At 75.9% G+C, this 19,366-nt stretch carries 17 protein-coding genes; 7 read left to right on the top strand and 10 right to left on the bottom strand.

From position 1 onward, the window contains the following. Nucleotides 1-66 precede the first annotated feature (66 nt). From WCD41_RS06015 to WCD41_RS06030, 4 genes are all read left to right on the top strand, one after another. Nucleotides 67-1,104 carry an esterase/lipase family protein gene (locus tag WCD41_RS06015; RefSeq protein WP_337712486.1) on the top strand — a complete coding sequence of 346 codons (1,038 nt, stop codon included), beginning with the start codon at nucleotides 67-69 and terminating at the stop codon, nucleotides 1,102-1,104. 63 nt (nucleotides 1,105-1,167) lie between these two features. After that, the gene (locus tag WCD41_RS06020; RefSeq protein ID WP_337712487.1) at nucleotides 1,168-2,049 is read left to right on the top strand and encodes a Rieske (2Fe-2S) protein; all 882 of its coding nucleotides are present in this window, start codon (nucleotides 1,168-1,170) and stop codon (nucleotides 2,047-2,049) included. Nucleotides 2,050-2,113: 64 nt separating this feature from the next. Further along, on the top strand, nucleotides 2,114-2,401 hold the full coding sequence (locus WCD41_RS06025) for a hypothetical protein (protein WP_337712488.1): 288 nt from the start codon (nucleotides 2,114-2,116) through the stop codon (nucleotides 2,399-2,401). A 364-nt stretch (nucleotides 2,402-2,765) separates the two neighbouring features. Further along, complete coding sequence (locus WCD41_RS06030; RefSeq protein ID WP_373695104.1) at nucleotides 2,766-3,632, top strand: acyl-CoA desaturase; 867 nt, start codon at nucleotides 2,766-2,768, stop codon at nucleotides 3,630-3,632. 6 nt (nucleotides 3,633-3,638) lie between these two features. Here WCD41_RS06030 and WCD41_RS06035 read toward each other — a convergent pair whose 3' ends face one another. From WCD41_RS06035 to WCD41_RS06045, 3 genes are read right to left on the bottom strand one after another with little or no spacing between them, the layout of a single operon-like run. Continuing rightward, complete coding sequence (locus WCD41_RS06035; protein ID WP_337712490.1) at nucleotides 3,639-4,517, bottom strand: DUF1206 domain-containing protein; 879 nt, start codon at nucleotides 4,515-4,517, stop codon at nucleotides 3,639-3,641. Between the two features lie 49 nt (nucleotides 4,518-4,566). Next, nucleotides 4,567-4,893: a YrhK family protein gene (locus tag WCD41_RS06040; protein WP_337712491.1), complete on the bottom strand. Its 327-nt coding sequence runs from the start codon at nucleotides 4,891-4,893 to the stop codon at nucleotides 4,567-4,569. Between the two features lie 32 nt (nucleotides 4,894-4,925). Next, complete coding sequence (locus tag WCD41_RS06045; protein ID WP_337712492.1) at nucleotides 4,926-6,023, bottom strand: hypothetical protein; 1,098 nt, start codon at nucleotides 6,021-6,023, stop codon at nucleotides 4,926-4,928. A gap of 70 nt (nucleotides 6,024-6,093) precedes the next feature. Between WCD41_RS06045 and WCD41_RS06050 the strand changes: the two genes are divergently transcribed. After that, on the top strand, nucleotides 6,094-7,320 hold the full coding sequence (locus tag WCD41_RS06050; protein WP_337712493.1) for an aromatic acid exporter family protein: 1,227 nt from the start codon (nucleotides 6,094-6,096) through the stop codon (nucleotides 7,318-7,320). A gap of 212 nt (nucleotides 7,321-7,532) precedes the next feature. Here the strand turns inward: WCD41_RS06050 and WCD41_RS06055 are convergent, their stop codons facing one another. The 5 genes from WCD41_RS06055 to WCD41_RS06075 form a co-directional block, all read right to left on the bottom strand. Further along, on the bottom strand, nucleotides 7,533-9,080 hold the full coding sequence (locus tag WCD41_RS06055) for an FAD-dependent oxidoreductase (RefSeq protein ID WP_337712494.1): 1,548 nt from the start codon (nucleotides 9,078-9,080) through the stop codon (nucleotides 7,533-7,535). A 77-nt stretch (nucleotides 9,081-9,157) separates the two neighbouring features. After that, entirely contained in the window at nucleotides 9,158-10,213 is a 1,056-nt protein-coding gene (locus WCD41_RS06060; protein ID WP_337712495.1) for an FUSC family protein, read from the bottom strand. Nucleotides 10,214-10,263: 50 nt separating this feature from the next. Then, nucleotides 10,264-11,055, bottom strand: coding sequence for a SigB/SigF/SigG family RNA polymerase sigma factor (locus WCD41_RS06065; RefSeq protein ID WP_337712496.1), 792 nt, complete (start codon nucleotides 11,053-11,055; stop codon nucleotides 10,264-10,266). A 167-nt stretch (nucleotides 11,056-11,222) separates the two neighbouring features. Then, nucleotides 11,223-12,209, bottom strand: coding sequence for an alpha/beta fold hydrolase (locus WCD41_RS06070; protein WP_337712497.1), 987 nt, complete (start codon nucleotides 12,207-12,209; stop codon nucleotides 11,223-11,225). A gap of 156 nt (nucleotides 12,210-12,365) precedes the next feature. Then, entirely contained in the window at nucleotides 12,366-14,057 is a 1,692-nt protein-coding gene (locus tag WCD41_RS06075; RefSeq protein ID WP_337712498.1) for a CocE/NonD family hydrolase, read from the bottom strand. Nucleotides 14,058-14,199: 142 nt separating this feature from the next. On the opposite strand from WCD41_RS06075, the gene WCD41_RS06080 reads away from it, so the two are divergent. Together WCD41_RS06080 and WCD41_RS06085 are read left to right on the top strand one after the other, a co-directional pair. Further along, entirely contained in the window at nucleotides 14,200-15,918 is a 1,719-nt protein-coding gene (locus WCD41_RS06080; protein ID WP_337712499.1) for a metallophosphoesterase, read from the top strand. Nucleotides 15,919-16,000: 82 nt separating this feature from the next. Continuing rightward, entirely contained in the window at nucleotides 16,001-16,966 is a 966-nt protein-coding gene (locus tag WCD41_RS06085) for a patatin-like phospholipase family protein (RefSeq protein WP_337712500.1), read from the top strand. Between the two features lie 75 nt (nucleotides 16,967-17,041). Here the strand turns inward: WCD41_RS06085 and WCD41_RS06090 are convergent, their stop codons facing one another. Together WCD41_RS06090 and WCD41_RS06095 are read right to left on the bottom strand one after the other, a co-directional pair. Continuing rightward, on the bottom strand, nucleotides 17,042-17,452 hold the full coding sequence (locus WCD41_RS06090; protein ID WP_337712501.1) for a glycerol dehydratase reactivase beta/small subunit family protein: 411 nt from the start codon (nucleotides 17,450-17,452) through the stop codon (nucleotides 17,042-17,044). Then, entirely contained in the window at nucleotides 17,449-19,299 is a 1,851-nt protein-coding gene (locus WCD41_RS06095) for a diol dehydratase reactivase subunit alpha (RefSeq protein ID WP_337712502.1), read from the bottom strand. Before WCD41_RS06095 ends, WCD41_RS06090 begins: the two co-directional genes overlap by 4 nt. Between the last annotated feature and the right edge of the window lie 67 nt (nucleotides 19,300-19,366).

The raw sequence follows: 19,366 nt of genomic DNA on the forward strand, positions 1-19,366 counted from the left end.
CCGCACGTCCCGTCGTTGGTCCGTCCGGGTGGCTCCGGCCGGGGTGGCCCGACGGGGAGGGGTGCGATGCGCGTCGGGGGTCTCGTCGCCGGGATCGTGCTGGCCCTGGTCGCGCTGGGCGCCCCCGCCCTGGCCGACCCCGACCCGCAGCTGCCCCTGCCGGTCCCGCAGCCCGCGCGCGACTACGCGCCGCTGGACCGCCCGGGCCCGGCGTTGCGGGTCGCCGACGACGACCTCGCGGACGCCCTCGACTGCACCGCCTCGGTCGACGACGCCACGCGTGCGCCGGTCCTGCTGATCCCCGGCACGACGCTCACCGCCGAGGAGAACTTCTCCTGGAACTACGAGCGTGCCTTCGCCGCCGACGACCGCCCGTACTGCACGGTCACGCTGCCGAACCACGCGATGAGCGACATCCAGGTCTCGGCGGAGTACGTCGTCGCGGCGATCCGGGCGATGCACGAGCGCAGCGGGCAGCGCGTGGCGATCGTCGGGTTCAGCCAGGGCGGCATGATCGGCCGCTGGGCGCTGCGGTTCTGGCCGGACACCCGCTCGGCCGTGGCCGAGGTGATCGGCATCGACCCGTCCAACCACGGGACGCTCGACGCCTACCCGGTGTGCGCCGCGGCGGGCTGCGCGCCCGCGTTCTGGCAGCAGCAGACGCTCTCGGCGTTCACGACCGCGCTGAACTCCCGCACCGAGACCTTCGCGGGCATCGACTACACCTCGATGTGGACGCCGACCGACGAGGTCGTCGTGCCCAACCTCGGTCCGCGGCCCAGCTCGCAGCTGACGACCGGTGCGGGCCGGCGGGCCAACATCTCGACGTTCGACGTCTGCCCGGGCCACGTCGCCGAGCACCTGTCGATGGGCTCGTTCGACGCGGTCGCGTACGCGCTCGTCGTCGACGCGCTGGGCCACGACGGGCCGGCCCGGGCGTCGCGCATCGACCGGTCGGTGTGCCTGCAGCCGTTCCACGAGGGCGTCGACCCGGTGACCTTCCCGGCCCGCCTCGCGACCTACACGGCCGGGATCGGCGCGCAGGTCGCGCTCTACCCGCACGTCCTCGCCGAGCCGCCGCTCGCCCCCTACGTGCTCGAGTAGGAGGGTTTGGCCGGGGCGGGTGACCGGCGACACCCGGGGCACCACCACCACCCGGAGGCCCCCGTGCGCCCGTTCGACGACATCGACCGCCTCGCCAAGTCCCCCGCCCTCGACAAGGTCGCCGCCCCGCTGCGCGACGCCGTCCACAAGGTGCTGCGGCGCCAGGACGTCAAGGACGCACTGCACGGCGTCTGGCTGGGGCACCCGCTGCACCCGATGCTCGCCCAGCTCTCGCTCGGCAGCTTCGTCTCCGCCGGTGTGCTCGACGTCGTGCCCCGCACCCGCCGTCCCGCGACCGCGCTGATCGCGCTCGGGCTCGTCTCGGCGGTGCCGACGGCCGCGGCCGGGTGGGCCGACTACGCCGACGGCCACGAGGAGCAGCAACGGGTCGGCGTCGTCCACGCGGCGGCGAACGGCGTCATGATCGCCGGCTACGCGGCGTCGCTCGTCGCCCGCCTGCGGGGTCGGGGCGGGCGCGGTGCCCTGATCGGCTGGGCTGCGCTGGCGGTGGGCAGCGCCGGCGCCGCCCTCGGCGGCCACATGGCCTATCACCAGGCGATGGGCGCCAACCACGCCGAGGGCTACCCGCACATCGGGCCCGGTGACTGGACCGACGTCGGCACCCTCGCCGAGCTCCCCGAGAACGAGCCGGCGCGGCGGATCGTCGGCGACGTCGGCGTGCTCGTCGTGCGACGCGGGGACCAGGTGCACGCCCTGGCCGACCGCTGCGCCCACGCCTCGGCGCCGCTGCACGAGGGTCAGGTGACCAACGGCGACGGCCCGCCGTGCGTCGTGTGCCCGTGGCACGGCAGCGTCTTCCGTCTCGAGGACGGCTCGGTGGTGCACGGGCCGGCCACGGCGCCCCAGCCGACCTTCCGCACGCGGGTGCGTGGCGGGCGTCTCGAGCTGGCGGTCACCGGCTACGCCGCCGTGCCGGCGAGCTGAGTCACGGCATGCCGCGCGCCCGGTGCCGGGCACCCGGCCGGGTTCCCGACCGCAGGAGGTCCCGATGACCGTGCACGCCCTCGCCGACTTCCCCGTCGACGGCTACGACTACTTCCGCCAGGCGTTCGCCGACGCGCAGGAGAGCGGTCCCGCCCGCGAGTGCCGCGGCGCCCGCGTCTTCCGCTCGGACGACGACCGCGTGCTCGTCCTGCTCGAGTTCGACGACACGGACGCGCTCGCCCGCTTCCGCGCCGAGATGGAGAAGGACACGGCCTCGGGCGGCGACATGGCCCCGCCAGTCTTCACGACGCTGCACGAGGAAGACGATCTCGTCACACGGACGCGCGTGTGAGGGTCCGCGTGCGACGTCCGGATGAGCGTCGCGCGGCCGTCGGGCGAACCCCGTCCGGCGGTCGCGCGGCGGCGCGTGCCTCCCGGGCGCCGGTTCCCGGACGCCGTGTCAGGGTGGAGCCGCACACCCCACCGTCGATGGTCCAGGCCCGCTCCGCTTCGTGTCCGCCTCCGGCCGACGAGCCCGTCGCCGAGGACCGCCCGCCCCTCGGGAGCTTCCCCGCATGACGTCCGGTCCGGCCTCCCCGCCTGCCGACCCGCCCGCCGAGCTGCCCGCCGACCCGTCGGTCGACCCCGCCGCGGACCGCCCGGCGGCGCCCCAGGGTGACCTGTCCGACCACGAGCGCCACATCGCCCCGCACGTCATGGTCTACGTGTTCGCGTTCGTGCCGTTCCTCGCCCTGATCGCCGCCGTGCCGCTGGCCTGGGGCTGGGGGCTGACCTGGCTCGACGTGGGCCTGACGGCCGGCTTCTACGTGCTGACGATGCTCGGCGTCACGGTCGGGTTCCACCGCTACTTCACCCACGGCGCCTTCCGCGCCCGCCGCGGGCTGCGGATCGCACTGGGCGTCGCGGGCAGCATGGCCGTCCAGGGCCCGATCCGGCACTGGGTCGCGGACCACCGGCGTCACCACCTGTTCGCCGACAAGGAGGGCGACCCGCACTCGCCGTGGGCGTTCGGGACCTCGCCCGCAGCCCTCGTGCGCGGCTTCTGGCACGCGCACATGGGCTGGATCTTCGAGCGCTCCCTGACGAACCAGCAGCGCTTCACCCCCGACCTGCTCGCCGACCCGGACATGCGCTTCGTGCACCGCGCGTTCACGTGGCTGACCGTGGCGAGCCTGGCGCTGCCGCCGCTGATCGGCGGCCTGGTGACGTGGTCGTGGTGGGGTGCGGTCACCGCGTTCTTCTGGGCGAGCCTCGTGCGGGTCGGCCTGACCCACCACGTCGCGTGGTCCACCAACTCGATCTGCCACCTCGTGGGCGAGCGCCCGTGGGGTGCGCGCGACCGCTCGACGAACGTCTGGCTGCTCGCGATCCCGAGCATGGGCGAGTCGTGGCACAACCTGCACCACGCCGACCCGACCTCGGCGCGCCACGGCGTCGGCCGCGGGCAGCTCGACATCTCCGCGCGCACGATCTGGCTGTTCGAGAAGCTGGGCTGGGTCTCGCACGTCAAGTGGCCCACCGAGCGGCGCCTCGGCCGGCTGGCGGCCCGCGCGGCTCGGTAGGGCCCTTCAGCAGGTTCGGCGGTACCGAGCGTCGAGCACGCAGTACAGGCCGAACGCGCCGATCCCGAGCGAGAGCACCACGAGGGGCGTGACACCCTGCCACTGGCGCACGAGCGCGCGCAGCGCCTGGTCGAGCCCGCCCACCCGGGCCGGATCGGTGCGCAGGGCGGCGACGGCGAACAGCACACCCACCGCGCCGAACGCGACGGCACGGGCGACGTTGCCGAACGCGCCCAGCACGACGGCGGCGCGACGGGCACCGGAGGGCACGTCGTCGACGAGGTCGCCCATGAACGTGCGGGCGAGGCCGGTGTAGATCATCGTCGCGGCGATCACGACGACGGTGACGGCCACGGCCGCGACCAGCAGCCAGCCCAACGGCAGCGCCAGGAGCCCGCCGACGAGCTCCTGCGGGCCGGCGCGCCCGTTCTCGGGGTCGCCGAGGACGGTCCGGGCCGCCGCGGACGCGACGGCGAGCACGGCGATCGCCTTGGCGGCCGCGCCCACCCGCTTGCGGAAGCGCTCCCCGCCCGAGACCCAGCGGAAGCCCGCCACCATCGCGGAGATCTGCCAGACCGCGAACGCCACGAGCCCGGCCACGAACACGACGAGCAGGACGGTGCCGAGCGGCCCGACCGCGGCCACCGCCTGCACCGCACCCTGCTGGTCGACCTCGGCGGGACCGCTGCCGAGCGCCAGCCGCAGCCCGAGACCGGCGACGAGCAGGTGCACCGCGCCGTAGGCGACCAGCCCGGCCCGTCCCAATATCTCGACGAGACGGCTGGGCGCGTCGCCGCCGCCGTGGACGGCCCGGTCGGCGGCCTCGTGCACGGCGTCCCCGGCGGCCTCCTCGACCGCCTCCATGCCGCCCCGGTCAGTGGTCACCGACGGGGCATCACCCGGTGCGGCGCCCGGTGAAACGTCGGGAGTCGGGTCAGAAGTCGGGTCCGTAGTCGGTCGGCACGGCCGAGGCCATCGGCACGCGCTGCAGGTGCACCCGCCGCGCGAAGCGGATGACCGGGCGGATCAACAGCTCGACGCTGCCGATGACGAAGAACCAGGTGCCGACATACGTCGTCTCCGCGGAGAAGAACAGGATGCTCCCGACGAGGAACCAGAGGCCGACGAGGATGTCGTTGACGATCGACAGCACCTCGTACCGGCGGCGGATCACGAGCTCCTCGTGCCCCAGCTTGTAGATCAGCGGCGGGGCGTGCCCGCCCGAGGTCTCGCTGCTGCTGCCGCCCACCGGTGCACTCATGCTGCGGAGCCTGCCTCGTCGCGGGTCGCGCGTCAGGTCCGTGCGCCGATCGTGCGGGCATGACGCTCGGCGGTCTCGGCGTCCTCGCGGGCCCGGTCGGCCTCGCGGCAGCGGGTGTCGCGCTCGCGACCGGCCGTGTCGGAGTGCTCCCACGCCGCCTGCCGGGCCTCCTCGGCCGCCTGGAGCCGGGCACGCAGATCGGTGACCTGCGCGTCGGCCTCCTCGGCCTCCTCCTGCGCCGCGTCGGCCGACTCCGAGGCCGCGCGGGCCTGCTCGGCGAGGTCGTCGGCGCGCTCCCGGGCCTCGCGGGCGGCCTTCTCGGCGCGCTCGCGCTCCTCGCGCTCGCGGCGTTCCCGCTCGGCGCGCTCCCGTTCCTCCTGCTCGGCGCGCTCGCGGTCCTCGCGGTCGCGGGTCTCCTGGTCGTCGCGGATGTCGTCGGTGTCGTCGACCTCGTCGTCCTCGTCGGCGCCGTCCTCGTCCGGCTCCTCGGGAGCCGCCGGTCGGGCCGTGCGACGGTCGGGGCGCAGGCGCGTCGGCCGGGAGGGCCCGTCGGTGCGGGCACGCCGGGCCCCGGACGCCGGGCCCCCCAGCGCGGCGCTGATGCCGCCGTCGCCGAGACCGGGGCCCGCCTCCATCCCGCCGGCGAGCTGCCCGCCCGCCAGCGCCCGGGCCGCCGCGGGGTCGGCGAGGGCGGCGCCGATCGTGCGCTCGAGCTCGCGGACGGCCGGGTCGCCGAGGCGGACGGCCTCCTCGCGCGCGATCCGCCGGCCCCGCTCGACCAGCGCGTTGATGAGCCCGTGGCGCTGCCGGGAGAGCTGGCGCAGGGCGTCGCCCTCGAGCTTCTCCTGCGCGTCGCGCAGCGACCCGCCGAGCTCCTCGAGACCCTCGATCTCCTCCGGGTACTCGCGGGCCAGCCGGTTGGCCACCCAGGCGGCCACGGACGGCTTGCGCAGCGCGGCGATGTCCTTGGCCAGCTCGCGGTCGCCGGCCTTGCGCACGTCCTTGACCATCGCGTCCCGGATCGGGATGAACTCCTCGCGCCCGACGCCGTAGAGCAGGTCGGCGGCGTCCTCGAGCGAGGTGGGGAGCTCGTCCTCGGTCGCGGTGTCGGTGTCGCTCCCCGGACTCATCGGTGCCCCTCGCCGCTCGGTCGTCGCTCGGTCGTTCGCGCCGGCGGCGCGGGTGGGAACACCGTGCCCCATGGCGCCATCTCCGCGCACACTCGCTCGCCGGGCACGCCGACAGGTCCTGCGCCCGGCGTGGTTCCTCGCCCGCGCCGGACGCTCCGGCGGGCCCGAGCGCGAGGCCGTCGTCCAGGCTGCGAAGGCCGCCGTCGCGGCGGGGGCGGCGTGGCTGCTCGCCCGCTGGGTGCTGCACGCGCCGCAGCCGTTCCTCGCGCCGTACGCCGCGGTGTTCCTCGTGGTGCAGGTGACGGTGTACCGGTCGGTGCGCGACGCCGGGCAGCAGCTCGCGGTGGTGGCGACCGGCGTGCTGCTCGCGCTCGGGGCCACGCTGCTCACGGGCTCGGTGGTCGTCGGCCTGGTGCTCGTGGTGCTCGTGGGACTGCTGCTCGGGCGGCTGCGCGTCTTCGGGGAGCACGGGCCGTGGGTGGCGGTGACCGCGCTGATCCTCGTCGGCCAGGCCGGCCCGGCGGCGGGCTCGCCGGTGGACGCCGTCGTGCGGCTGGCGGAGATCGCGGTGGGCGCGGCGGTCGGCGTCGTCGTGAACATGCTGGTGCTGCCGCCGGTCTACCAGCGCGACGCCACCGCGGCGCTCGCCGGCGTGACGGGGCGGCTCGCCGACCTCCTGCGCGGCGTCGCCGCCTCGCTGCGCGAGCACCAGGAGGCCCGCGCGGACCTCGCGCGCGACTGGCGCCACCGCGCCCGCGCCCTCGACGGCGAGGCCCGCCGCGCCCGGGACAGCGTCGCCTGGGCGCGGGAGAGCCTGCGCCTCAACCCGCTGCGCCGACGCCTGCGGACCCCGTCGCCGACCGTCGTGCTCGTGCCCGCCGCCGACGCGGTGGTGGAGGTCGCCGCGCACGTCAACGACCTGTGCGAGGCCGTCGTCGATGCCGCGGAGGAGGAGGACACCGGCGAGCAGGAGGAGACGGGGCTCGACCCGCTGTTCGTGGGATCGTTCGCCGACCTGCTGGACCACCTCGCCGAGGCGCTCGAGGAGATCCGCGACGACCCGGGCGCGCTGTCGCCGCGCGCCGACCGCCACCCGCCGGGGTCGGCGGCGCTGGAGCTGATGACCGCGGTGCACCGCGACGCCGCCCAGCGCCTGCCCGGCGCGTCGGGGCAGGTGCGCGCCGGCTGGAGCGTCGAGGGCGCGCTGATCAACGCGGCCCAGCGCGCGGTGGTCGACCTCACCGGCCGACGCCCGACCCGGACGCCGACGAACGGGACCGGCGAGGACGGCGCCTGACCGCAGGCGCGCCCGGAGCCGGCCGAGGCACGGGGTGTCTCAGCCTGGCGTCCACGCTGACGTTGAACGTCAGCAAAGGCCCCACGATCATGGTGGCAGCGGGACCTTCGCGGACGAGCCGGCGTACCGAGGCCCTGACGTCGCCCGCACTTGATCGTGGGGATTTCCTGTCGCCTGACGTCAGCGTGGCCGCCACGCTGACCCACCTCGGGTCAGGCGCGCGGGGTCACGACGCGGGCCACGCCGGGCGGGTCGGCGAGGCCGATCGTGGGCGGCCCCTCGAGCACCGTGCCGTCGGGGGCGAAACGCCCGCCGTGCAGCGGGCAGTCCCAGCTCTGCGCGGCGTCGTTCCACCCCACGATCCCGCCGAGGTGCGGGCACACCGCGCCGCGCTCGTGCTCGACGCCGCCGACGCGGCAGCGAGCGATCTTGCCGCGGGAGGTGGTCTCGACGCGTCCCTCGCCCTCGGCCAGGGGCGCGTGGTCGGGCAGGTGCGGGCGCGTCCAGCCCGTCGCCAGGTAGCGGCCGACCTCCCCGTTCGCCCGGGCCAGGGTCGGGAGCGCCGAGGCGGTGGGGGCTCGGTCGGCGCGCAGCGCGTGCGACCAGGGGTTGGTCCGCCCCACGACGTGGTCGCGCAGGGCCAGCGCCGCCGCGGTCCCGCCCGTCATGCCCCACTTCGCGAAGCCCGTGGCGACGAGGATGCGCGGCTGCCAGCGCATCGGACCGACGAACGGCAGACCGTCCTCAGGCAGGTAGTCCTGCGCCGACCAGCGGTGGGTGATCCCGCGGACGCGGAAGCGCTCGGCGGTCCAGTCGGCGAGGGCCTGCTCGTGCGGCGAGGTCGGCGTGCTCGCGCCCACGCGGTGGCCGAAGCCGCCGACCAGCAGGCGGCGGTCGCCCTCGATCACCGCGGTCCGCAGCGACACCGTCGGCGCGTCGGCCGAGAGGTACATCGCGTCGGGCAGCTCACCCTCGACGCGCACGGCCTGGGCGTACGAGCGGGACGGCTCCACGCGGGCGAAGTAGAGGCCGCGGTCGAGCACCGGGATGCCGGTGGCGAGCACGACCCGCTCGGCGCGGATCTCGCCGTGGTCGGTGCGCACCCGCGGCGCGCCCAGGAGGGAGACGCTGCGCACCCGCGTGTGCTCGCAGATCAGGTGCCCGCCCTCGTGCAGGTCCTGGGCGAGGTCGGCGAGGTAGGGCATGGGGTCGAACTGGGCCTGGTCGGCGAGCGTCACGGCCTCGGAGACCTCGAACGGCAGGCCGACGTCGGTGCCGAGCACGGCGGGCAGCCCGGCACGCCGCAGCACCGCGGCCTCGCGGCGCACCGCCTCCGCACCCGGCGAGCCGCGCCCGCTCGTCGCGAACGTGACCGCGTCCCGGCGCTCGAGGTCGCAGTCGGCGCGGCGGGCGCGGTCGAGCAGCCAGTCGAAGCCGGCCCGGTGCGCCGCGAGGTAGGCGTCGACCGTCTCCGGGGCGTGCCGCGCGTCGAGCGTCGCCGCCCGCGTGCCCTGCAGCAGCGAGATCTTCGCCGTGGTGTTCCCGGTGGCGACCGCCCCGATCCGGCGGCCCTCGACCAGCGCCACGTGCAGGCCCTCCCGGGCCAGCAGGACGGCCGTCGTCAGCCCGGTGATGCCGGCGCCGACGACCGCGACGTCGACGCGGCGGTCCCCGCGCAGCGCCGGGTAGGTGTCGGGCTCCTCGGCGTGCTCGGGGTCGTGCCACGGCGAGAGCTCGTGGGCGGGCAGTGGTGGCGCCATGTGAGGGGAGATGTCCGGCGCGCCACGCGGGCAATCGCGTTGTGAGCACTTTCCGGGCCTCCGGGCCCGGAAAGTGCTCACGTCCGGGCGGGCGCCGGATCGACGAGCGCCGCCACGTCGAGGGCGAGCAGGTGCAGCTGGGCGGCGAGCTGGGCGTCGCGGTCGGCGAGCCCGCCCGGGCGGGTGCGAGCGAGCTCCTCGGCGACCTCGTGGATCGGACGCGGCCCGCCCGGCTCCTCGACCCGGGGATCGGACGCCGACGGGTCGGCCGCGAGCGCCTGCACCGCGGCCGCCAGCTCCGCGACACCGTCGGTCAGCCGCGCGGGCACCGACGCGCCGGCCGACAGCGTCTCCGCGGCCGCGCGGGCCAGCAGCACCGTGCTCGCGTGCACGTACTCGATCCCCGCCAGCCGGTCGCGCAGCGCGGTGACCCGGGCCCGTTCGCGGCGACCGCGCACGGTCGTGGCGGCCAGGGACGCCGCGGTCTCGCTGGTGTCGAGGAACGTCGCGAGCAGCTCCGGCCCGTCGCGCAGGGTCGTCACGGCGTCCCCGGCGCGGGACGCCGAGCCCTCCCGCAGGGCCGCCGCGACCTCCGCGAGCGCCGAGGCCGGCACCGCCAGGGCGTCCCGCGCGGCCGAGACCAGCATCCGGACGGGGCTCGGCGAGGCCAGCACCTGGCTGACGACCAGCGCGAGCACCCCGCCGATCACGGCGCTGAGCAGACGCGTCCAGCCCGTCTGGGGCGAGGCGAGCCCGACGACGAGCAGCGCGGCGATGCCCGACTGCAGCAGGGTCAGCGAGTTGATGCTGCCGAGGACGACGACGACCATGCCGGCCGCGACCGCCATCCCGACCTGCAGCCATCCGCTGCCGGTGACGCGCGTCGCCAGCTCGCCGACCGCGACGCCGGCGCACACACCCGCCAGCAGACGCAGCGCGCGGCGTCCTCGCGTGCCCGGGTCGTCGGTGAGGCAGACGACCGCCGCGATCGGCGCGAAGATCGGGGTGGGCTGGCCCAGCAGGTACTGCGCCAGCACCCACGCGACGGTGGCGGTGACCGCCGCCAGGGCGATCCGCCAGGCCCCGTTCCGCAGGCGGGAGCCCGCGCGACCGGCCCAGGCGGCGACCTCCACGACTCCTCGCCGAGCACGCATCCGCAGCGCGTACCCGGCGGGGGCCGCCGTCAGACCGCGACGAGCTTGTCGGCGCCCGCCTCGCGCTCGATCTGCTCGCGCAGCGCGGCGAGCGTGCGCGAGAGCAGCCGCGAGACGTGCATCTGCGAGATGCACAGCACCGAGGCGATCTCCGCCTGGGTCTTCTCGTGGACGAAGCGCAGCGCCAGCATCGTGCGCTCGCGCTCGGGCAGGTCGCGGACGAGGTTGCCGACCAGCGACCGCGTCTCCACCCGGTCGAGCTCGCCGTCGAGCACCCCGAGGATGTCCACGAGGGCGGAGTCGTCGCCCTCGCCGAGCGACTCGTCGAGCGATGCGGGCTGGTAGGAGCCGTGGGCGGCGACCGCCTCGGCCACCTCGTCGCGGCTCATGCCGAGGTGCTCGGCCAGCTCGCCGGCCGTCGGCGCGCGGCCGAGCTTCTGCGACAGCGCCGCGGTGGCCGACCCGACGGCCACGTAGCGGTCCTTGACGCTGCGCGGCGTCCGGACCGACCAGGCCGAGTCGCGGAAGTGCCGCCGCACCTCACCCATGATCGTGGGCACGGCGTAGGACAGGAAGTCACGCTCACGACCCGGGTCGAACCGGTCGAGCGCGTGGAGCAGGCCGACGGAGGCGACCTGCTCGAGATCGTCGGTGGGCTCGCCGCGCCGGGCGAACCGGCGGGCGATGTTGCGGGCCACGGGCAGGAAGCCGACGACGAGCTTTTCGCGCACCGTCTCGCGGCGCGGATCGTCCTCGGACAGGTCCGCGTACTCCTGGAGAAGCGGGACGTACTCGTCGTAATCGCTGCTACGGCCGGCCATCGGTCACCCCCGAAACGGGGCCCCGGGCAACTAGACCGTCTCGGCGGACCAGAGCGGGGGCTCGTGATGTGTGAGCTGACCCGGCTGGTGTCTGAACCGGACTTCGTTCGTACCCCGACTGTGCCCCGTGCGGCCGGTGATCACACATCCCGGCCCCGACGAGCTGCTCAGCGGTGACGCAGCCCGTCGACGAGGTCCAGGAACGCGGCATCGACGACCTCGTGGTGGGTCTGGTTCACCGCGTGCCCGGCGTCCTCCACCAGCACCAGCCGCGCCCGCGGCCCGAGGGCGTCGGCGATCCGCTGACCGTGGGCGGCCGGCGTGAGACGGTCACCGGTCGCCGCGACGACGGTGGTCGGCACCCGGGCCAGCGCGGGCAGGGCCCCGGACTCGTCGTGCGCGAGCAGCGACGACGAGAACGCCGAGGTCACCGACAGGGGCACGCTCTCGGTCACGGCCTGCAGACGGCGCACGTCCTCGTCGCTCGCGTCCGCCGTGAACGCGAGATGACGCACCAGCCACCGGCCGACGGCCGAGTCGCGCCACGGCAGGGTGTCCGCGAGCGGCGCGGCCCGGCGGGCACCCTCCAGGACGGCGGGCAGCACCCCGGCCCGGCGGGCGACCGCGTGCAGGGCCCCGAGCGGGCCGTCCGAGACCAGCTGGCCCGCCGAGGTGGCGACGAGGAAGACACCCGCGACCCGCGTGCCGAACCACTCCGGGTGCTGGCGGGCGAGGGCGAGGACCGTCATCCCGCCCATCGAGTGGCCGCCGAGCACCACGCGCCCGTTCGGCGAGACGGCGTCGACGACGGTCGCGAGATCGCGGCCGAGCTGGTCGATGGTGGCGTTCGCCGGGTCGCCCCACCCGGAGCGCCCGTGGCCCCGCTGGTCCCAGCTGACGACCCTGGCGCGGTGCGCGAGCGCCGCGACCTGCGGCGACCACTCGTCGGAGTCGACGGTGAAGCCGTGGCTGAGCACGACCACCGGGCCCTGGTGACCGCGGATCTCGACGTGCAGCGGCACCCCGTCGGTGGTGCGCACCCCGTGCACGGGACGGGGGCGCGCGCCACGGCCCGACGCCGCGGAGGGCGACGCCGGTGTGGGCGGTGCGGTCCGCGCGGCCGGTGCGGTCCGCTCGGTGGGCAGGACGGCCATGACCCCAGGGTCGGCCAGGACGTCGACGGCCCCACCCGGACGACCCTGTGACGTCGACCAAGGGCCCGCGGCGCCCGACGGGCGGTGTGACCCACGCCGCATGCCACACGCGGGCTCACCCGCGCGGAGTACCCCGGGGACCGCTCGCCGACGGCGTCAGTGGCGCGGCTCCACCGCCAGCGTCACCGCCGTGGGGTGCGCGGCGTCGTGGAGCACCTCGCGGGGCTGGCGCACGAGCGTCGTCGCCTCCCCGAGGGGGTCGCCGGTGCCGGGGTGGCGGGCGTAGCGGGGATGCGCACCCCCGCTGACCTGCAGACGCAGCCGGTGACCGGCCGCGAAGCGGTGTCCGGTCGGCCACAGCTCGACGGTGGCCGCGCGGGTGCCGTCCGGGGCGGCGGCGGGCGCGCCGGGGGCGAGGCGCACGAGCCCGTCGGTGACGTTGACCGACCGGCCGCGCGGGTCGACGTCGCACACGCGGACGAACACGTCGAGGTGCTCGGTCGCCGCGCGCAGGTGCACGGTCGCCGTCACGGGACCGAGGGCGACGAGGTCCTCGGAGAGCACGTCGGAGGTGAACACGGCGACGTCGGGGCGGGCCTCGAGCCCGGCCTGGTCGCGGGGGCCCGACTTCCCGGTCAGGATCGGACCGCCCACCGCGGGGGTCGGGTCGGCGGGGTCGTAGTCGACGAGCGTGCCGGGCCAGCGCACCCCGACCGCGGTCCGGTCCGGCGGCGGCTGCACCGACAGCGACTTGTCGGCGCGCAGGTACCAGGTGCGCTGCGACGCGGACGGCGGCGGCCAGTCGGTGAGGTGACGGGTGCCGCCGTCGCCCGAGAGCGTGACGGCCACCGGGGCCTCCTCGGTGGTGGCTGCGGCGACGCCGCCGCTGCCGTGGGTGCCGTCGAAGGCGCGCTCGAACGCGGCGAGCGCCTCGCGCAGCCCGGCCGCCATGCCCGGCCCCGAGGTGTGCACCCAGGGTCCGACGACCAGGCGCGGGCGCGCCCCCGCGGCCCGCAGCGCGGCGTGGTCGGCGAGCTGCCAGGGCAGGAAGATGTCCTGCCACCCGCCGAGCATCGTCACCGCGACGTCGGCGCGGGCGACCTCGGCGACGCCGCCGGTGTAGTCGCGGCGTGCCCAGTAGGCGGAGTCGGGGGCGGACTCCTCGAGCCAGTGCTGGTACCAGTCCACCTCGCCCCCGGTGGCGCGCCGGTCGCCGCTGCGCAGCGGCAGGGCGTCGAGGGCGGCGGTGAGGGTGCGGCGCCCCCGCAGCAGACGCGTCGCGCGGGCGAGGGGGCTCGCGGCCATGGTGCGCATCATGGAGGTCCACGACAGGGCGTTGTCCAGCGAGAACGCGCCGCCGGCGTAGGTCTGGTCGCGGAACGAGGACGCCGTGACCAGCGTGCCCATCACCCGCAGCGACCGGCCCGCGGCGGGCGCGAGCGCCCACTGCGTCAGGCCGAGATAGCTCGGGCCGAGCGTCCCGAGGCGGCCGTCGCACCAGGGCTGGTCGAGCAGCCAGGCGACGGTGGCGGCGCCGTCCTCGGCCTCGTCGAACGGCGAGAGCTCGCCCTGGGAGTCGGCGGTGCCGCGCACCGACTGCACCACGACCTGCAGGCCGCGCTCCGCGACGAGCCGCCCGAACACCGCGCCCGCCCAGCCCGCGCGCCCGTACGGGCTGCGGACGAGCACGACGGGCCCGCGGTGCACCCCGGAGGGCCGGTAGAGGTCGTGGCGCAGCACGGCGCCGTCGGGCATCGGCACCGCGACGTCGCGGTCGACCGCCACCCGGGGCGTGCGCGGCGCGGGCAGGCGCAGCGCCCGCCGCAGGATCCCGGTCACGAGGCTCACGCCCGCAGTCTCGCCGATCACGTGGCGGTCACGCCGGGCGGCGCCGATTCGCCCGATTCTCCACCGAGCGTCAGCGGTTGTTCACCGCCCGTCCACGACACGGTCTGGTCCTGCGCGCCGGGAACGACCACCGTGGCCGTCCGTGACGTTCACCCCGCGCGGCGGCGCGCCCGACGTCGGTGTCCCCGCGGACCTCGCCGCCCGGATGACCGTGGCCGAGCAGCACGAGTGGCTCTCGTCGTACCTGCGTCGCCACCCGATCAGCAGGCGGACCGCGCTGCGCGGCGGCGCCGGCGTCGTCGCCGCGACGGGGCTGGCCGCCGCGCCCTGGACGCTCACGGCGTGCGCGCAGGCCGCGCAGGCGCCGGTGGCGGTGGTCGGCCGGCACCTCGCGTACGGCGCCGACCCACAGCGCCAGATGGCGCTCGCGGGCGAGCTGACCGCGGCGCCGCCGGCCGGCCCGCTCGTCGTGGACCTGGGCCGCGACAGCACGTTCGGGACGACCCTGCCGGTGGACGTGCGGCGGCTGGTCTCGCAGGTGCCGCAGGCCGACGGCTCGATCCGGGGCAGCGAGCAGTTCTTCGTGCACGCCCTCGCCGACGGCCTCGCGCCCGGGGAGCGCTACCGCTACCGGTTCCGGCTCCCGGACGGCACCACCACTGCCGAGGCCGACTTCACGACCGCGCCGGCGCCGGGGTCGCGGGCGCCGTGGAGCTTCACCGCGTTCGCCGACCAGGGCGTCGACACCGTGCCGCCGAGCGGGCTGGCGGGCCTGACCAACGGCTACTACAAGCCGGACGACACGCGCCGCACGATGACGCCCTCGACGTCGATGGTCGACCGGATCGCCGCCCAGCGTCCCGCGTTCCACCTGCTCGCGGGCGACATCTGCTACGCCGACCCGTCGGGACACGGGCTGCCGGTGCGCAGCACGGGCACCAGCGAGTCGCCCGACGGGTTCGACAGCTTCGACCCGACGGTGTGGACCACCTACTTCGGGCTGATCGAGCGCAGCGCCGCCTCCACGCCGTGGATGTTCGCCACCGGCAACCATGACATGGAGGCGCTCTACGACGACAACAGCAGCCCCGGGGGCGCCGCCCACGGCTACGGCGGGCACGCGGCTCGGCTGGACCTGCCGCGCAATGGACCGTCGGCGTGCCCGTCGGTCTACACGTTCCGGCACGGCACCGTCGGGGTGATCAGTCTCGACGCCAACGACCTGTCGACCGAGATCCCGACGAACGCGGGCTACTCGGGGGGCCGCCAGACGGCGTGGCTGCGCGAGACGCTGACGGCGCTGCGCGCGGACCCCGGCGTCGACTGGGTCGTCGCCTTCTTCCACCACTGCGCGTTCGCGACGTCGGAGTCCCACGCCTCGGACGCGGGCGTGCGGGCGGCCGTGGCGCCGCTGTTCGACGAGTTCGCCGTCGACCTCGTGCTGCAGGGCCACAACCACCAGTACGAGCGCACCAACCCGATCCGGCGCGGCCGCTCGGTCGTCCAGGCCCCCGACGGCGCCACCGTGCGTCCCGAGACCGACGGCACGACGTACCTGTGCGTCGGCTCCGGCGGGCGGCCCCGCTACCGCTGGCAGGCCGGCGAGACCGACCGCTACCGGGGCAACCCCGGACCGGACAGCGGGGTGTCGGTGGCGAGCTACGTCGCGCTGGGCGAGGAGGCCCACCAGCCCGAACAGGTGGACTGGTCGCAGGCGCGCTACCTGGACTACGCCTACGTGACGGTGGACGTGGCCCCGCCGGCCTCGCCCGGCGCGACGACCTCGCTCACCGTCCACGCGACCACCGACACCGGCCAGGAGATCGACCGCGTGGTGCTGGAGCGCCGGTCCCGTACGTGAGTGAAATTGTGGGCTATAGCCCACAATTTCACTCACATAGCCCGTTCGGTCGAGCGCCCTGTGAAGGGGGCATGATGCCCCGGTGCGTGCCCACCCGGTCATCGACGTCCTCGCGGCCCGTCGCGCCGAGGGCACGCGTCCGAGCACCCGGACCGACCCCCACCACGTCGCCCTCGCCGTCGAGGGCGGCGGCAGCCGGGCGACGTACTCCAGCGGCATGGTGCTGGCGCTCGAGGAGCTCGGGCTCGCCGAGTGCTTCGACGCGATCTACGGCTCCTCCGCGGGCGCGCTCGCGGGCAGCTGGCTGGTCGGCGCGCAGGCCGCGCACTGCTGCGCCGGCTGGTACCGCCCGGGGCTCATGGAGCGCGTCACCCGGCCCGGGCGCGGCCTGCGCGGGCAGCCGGTGGTGGACGTCGAGTACCTCATCAACACCGTCGGCGAGAAGATCGTGCCGTTCGACTGGCAGGCCGTGCTCGACGCCGACGTGCCCCTGCACCCCATCGCCACCGACGTCGAGACCGGCGAGGCCGTCGACCTCCACGACACCCTCGTCGACAAGGCGAGCCTCCAGCTCGCCCTGCGCGCCAGCGCCGCCGTGCCGGTGCTCGCGGGGCTGCCCGTCGAGATCGGCGGCCGCCGCTACGTCGACGCCGCCGTCGCCGAGCCCATCCCCTTCCGCACCGCGCTCGCCCAGGGCGCCACGCACGTGCTCGTCCTGCGCACCCGCCGCGCCGACCAGACCGCCATCGACGTCACGCGCCTCGAGCGCGCCCTGGTCTCGCGCCTCGGCGCGGTGAACGTGCCGGGGCTCGTGCACGTGCTCGGCAACCGGCTGGAGAACCGCCGCGCGGACGACTCGCGCCTCGCGCACGCCACCGCGTCGCCGGGCGAGGAGCCCCACCTGTTCGAGGTGCGCCCGCCCACCGGCGCGGACACGATCAGCCCGCTCGAGACCGACCCCGACGTCCTGCGCCGCGGCATCGAGACGGGGCAGGGCGCGCTGCGCGAGGCCCTCGACGACCAGGGCGACATCCGCTCCAGCGCCTGAGTGCCCGGCGCGGGTGGGGTGCGAGGGTCACGTTCGCTGCGTGCCACGCACTCGGGGAGTCCCTCGCTGCTCAGCTCAGGCGAGCCCCGTCCGCAACGGCAGCCCCGCCACGATCCGCGCGGCGTCGGCGCCGAGGACGCGCAGGTCGGCGGCCGGCGCCCCGGCGTCGAGGGTCAGCAACGCCTCGGGGACGAGCACGTGGCGCACGACGACCGCCCCGTCGACGCCGACGCCCACGCCCACCTCGAGCCGGGACTCGGCGGCGGCGTGGCGTCCCGCGGCGTCGGCACCCGGCGCCGTATAGCCGAGCAGCGCCGTCGGGATCCCCTGCTCCTCCGCGCCGGCGCAGAGCTCGCGCACCACGGCCGGCGGGGCGTCGTCGTGGGCCGCGACGAGCACGGCGGGCGGCAGCGACGGGTCGTCGGCGCGGTCGATGCGGCCGTGACAGCCAGGTCCACCAGACACTCCGGAACGGGGACTGCTCACGACACCGCCACCTTCTCCGGCGCGGGCCCTGCCGAGGTGCCGGCGTAGGCGTCGACGAGCCCGGCGGCCACGGCGTTGCGGGGCCCCTCGGTGCCGTGCACGTTGCCGATGCCGCACACCACGCCGTAGGGCGCGAGCGCATGGGCCACCATGCCCGGGATCTCGAAGTCCAGCGCCGACCCGCCCAGCAGCACGACCGAGCCGAGCAGGCGCAGCGAGCCCTGCGGCGCGACCTGGGCCAGGGCCCGCAGCGCGTTGACGACGAACACGCGCCGCTTGGCCTCCCGGCGCACGCCGCGCACCGACTCCAGCGACCCGCGCACGGGCACCGGGGAGAGCCCGTCGGGGGTGACGGTGACGACCTTCGCGAACACGTGCGGGGACAGCGGCTCGGTGAAGAACTGCACCGTGCCGTCCTCGTGGCGCACGTGGAAGAAGCTCTCGACCTTCGCCAGGGGGTGCCGCTTGACCGACTCCGCGGCCTCGCGGTCCTCGAGCCCCAGCTCGGAGTCGATGAGCTTGGTGACGAGCTCGCCGGCCCCCGCGACGTGCACCGCCGACACCGTGCCGTCGCGGTCGAGCAGCGCCGCGTCGGTGGACCCGCCGCCCATGTCGATGATGGCGATCGGCACCGACGAGCCCGGCGTCGTCAGCGCGCCGCGTACCGCGACCTCGCCCTCGACCCCACCGATGACCGTCTCGCACCCGATCTCGGTGGCCAGCGCGTCGGCGACCGCCTGCATGCGGCTGCGGCTCGTGCGCACCATCGCCGCGAGCGCGACGGCGTTCTCCTTCGACACCTCGCCCGCGAGCCCGCCGCGCACCACGGCCGGGACGAGGGTGTCGACGGCGAGGACGTCGCGGATGCGGATCTCCGAGCCCGGCTGCCCGGTCACGTCGGTCATCGTGTCGCGGACGTTCGCGAGCATGCCGCCGACGTGCGTGCCGGCCTCGCCGTGCACGTCCGACAGCGGCGCGACGCGCCCGATCGCCTCCATGATCGCGTCGGCCCCGACGTCCACGCCGACGTCGAGCGTGCGCCCCGAGCCGGTCAGCGTCAGCGTCCCGACCGGGATGCGCCGGTCGGTGACGTCGCCCGCGGGGGTGCGGACGACGACCGCGGAACGGTTGCCCGACAGCGCCCGGGCCACCGGGGAGACCTGGCGGGTCTGCTCCGCGTCCAGGTCGAACGTCGAGGCGAGCCCGTAGGAGTCCGACAGCGTGCGGATGGTCCGCCCGGGCGGCGCGACCTCCACCGCCGCGAGCATCCCGAGCGGCACCCGGTCGACGGCCGACACCTCGTCGACCACCGGGATGCGGCGGGTGAGCCGGTTGACGACGAGCACCGCGTCGTCGCCGTGCATGACGGCCGCGACGACGTCGACGCCGCGCTCGAGGGCCCGGTTGAGGGCGCCCGCGACGTCGTCGAAGTCCGCACCCGCGCCGACCACGACGACGACCGGGGTGTCCAGCTCGACCTCGGCGGTCTCGGCGAGCGTCACGGTCATCCCGACGCCGAGGCCCTCGCCGCCGGGGGTGTCGGGGTTGTGCCCGATCATCGTGGACTCGGTGATGATCGTCTCGGTGATCGTCTCCATCGCGAGGCCGCTGATCACGGGCGTGGCCTCGTTGAGGAGCACGGTGGCGGGGGTCGCCGACGACCGCCCGGCGGCCTCGAGGGCGCGCCGCACGGCCGTGGCGGCCCCGGCGCTGTTCGCCGGGGTGCCCTTCACCCCCGTCGTCGCGGTGAGCGAGGAGGCGAGCCTCCGGACCTCTCCCGTGCCGACCTCGGCGATGCACGCCTCGGTGGTGGAGTTGCCGATGTCGACACCGATGACCAGCGACACGCCCGTCCTTCCCTCCCGCGTCGGACGGAGCGAGGGTCACCCTCACCGCGTCCTGCGCAGCGGAGGT

It is taken from the genome of Actinomycetospora aeridis (genome assembly GCF_037400275.1).
In the GTDB taxonomy this organism is placed as follows: Bacteria; Actinomycetota; Actinomycetes; order Mycobacteriales; family Pseudonocardiaceae; genus Actinomycetospora; species Actinomycetospora aeridis.

Coding starts and splice junctions, on each gene's coding strand:
- WCD41_RS06065 (WP_337712496.1), bottom strand. CDS start 11,055: ATGGCCGGCCGTAGCAGCGATTACGACGAGTACGTCCCGCTTCTCCAG.
- WCD41_RS06055 (WP_337712494.1), bottom strand. CDS start 9,080: ATGGCGCCACCACTGCCCGCCCACGAGCTCTCGCCGTGGCACGACCCC.
- WCD41_RS06015 (WP_337712486.1), top strand. CDS start 67: ATGCGCGTCGGGGGTCTCGTCGCCGGGATCGTGCTGGCCCTGGTCGCG.
- WCD41_RS06045 (WP_337712492.1), bottom strand. CDS start 6,023: ATGAGTCCGGGGAGCGACACCGACACCGCGACCGAGGACGAGCTCCCC.
- WCD41_RS06050 (WP_337712493.1), top strand. CDS start 6,094: ATGGCGCCATCTCCGCGCACACTCGCTCGCCGGGCACGCCGACAGGTC.
- WCD41_RS06070 (WP_337712497.1), bottom strand. CDS start 12,209: ATGGCCGTCCTGCCCACCGAGCGGACCGCACCGGCCGCGCGGACCGCA.
- WCD41_RS06025 (WP_337712488.1), top strand. CDS start 2,114: ATGACCGTGCACGCCCTCGCCGACTTCCCCGTCGACGGCTACGACTAC.
- WCD41_RS06040 (WP_337712491.1), bottom strand. CDS start 4,893: ATGAGTGCACCGGTGGGCGGCAGCAGCAGCGAGACCTCGGGCGGGCAC.
- WCD41_RS06030 (WP_373695104.1), top strand. CDS start 2,766: ATGGTCTACGTGTTCGCGTTCGTGCCGTTCCTCGCCCTGATCGCCGCC.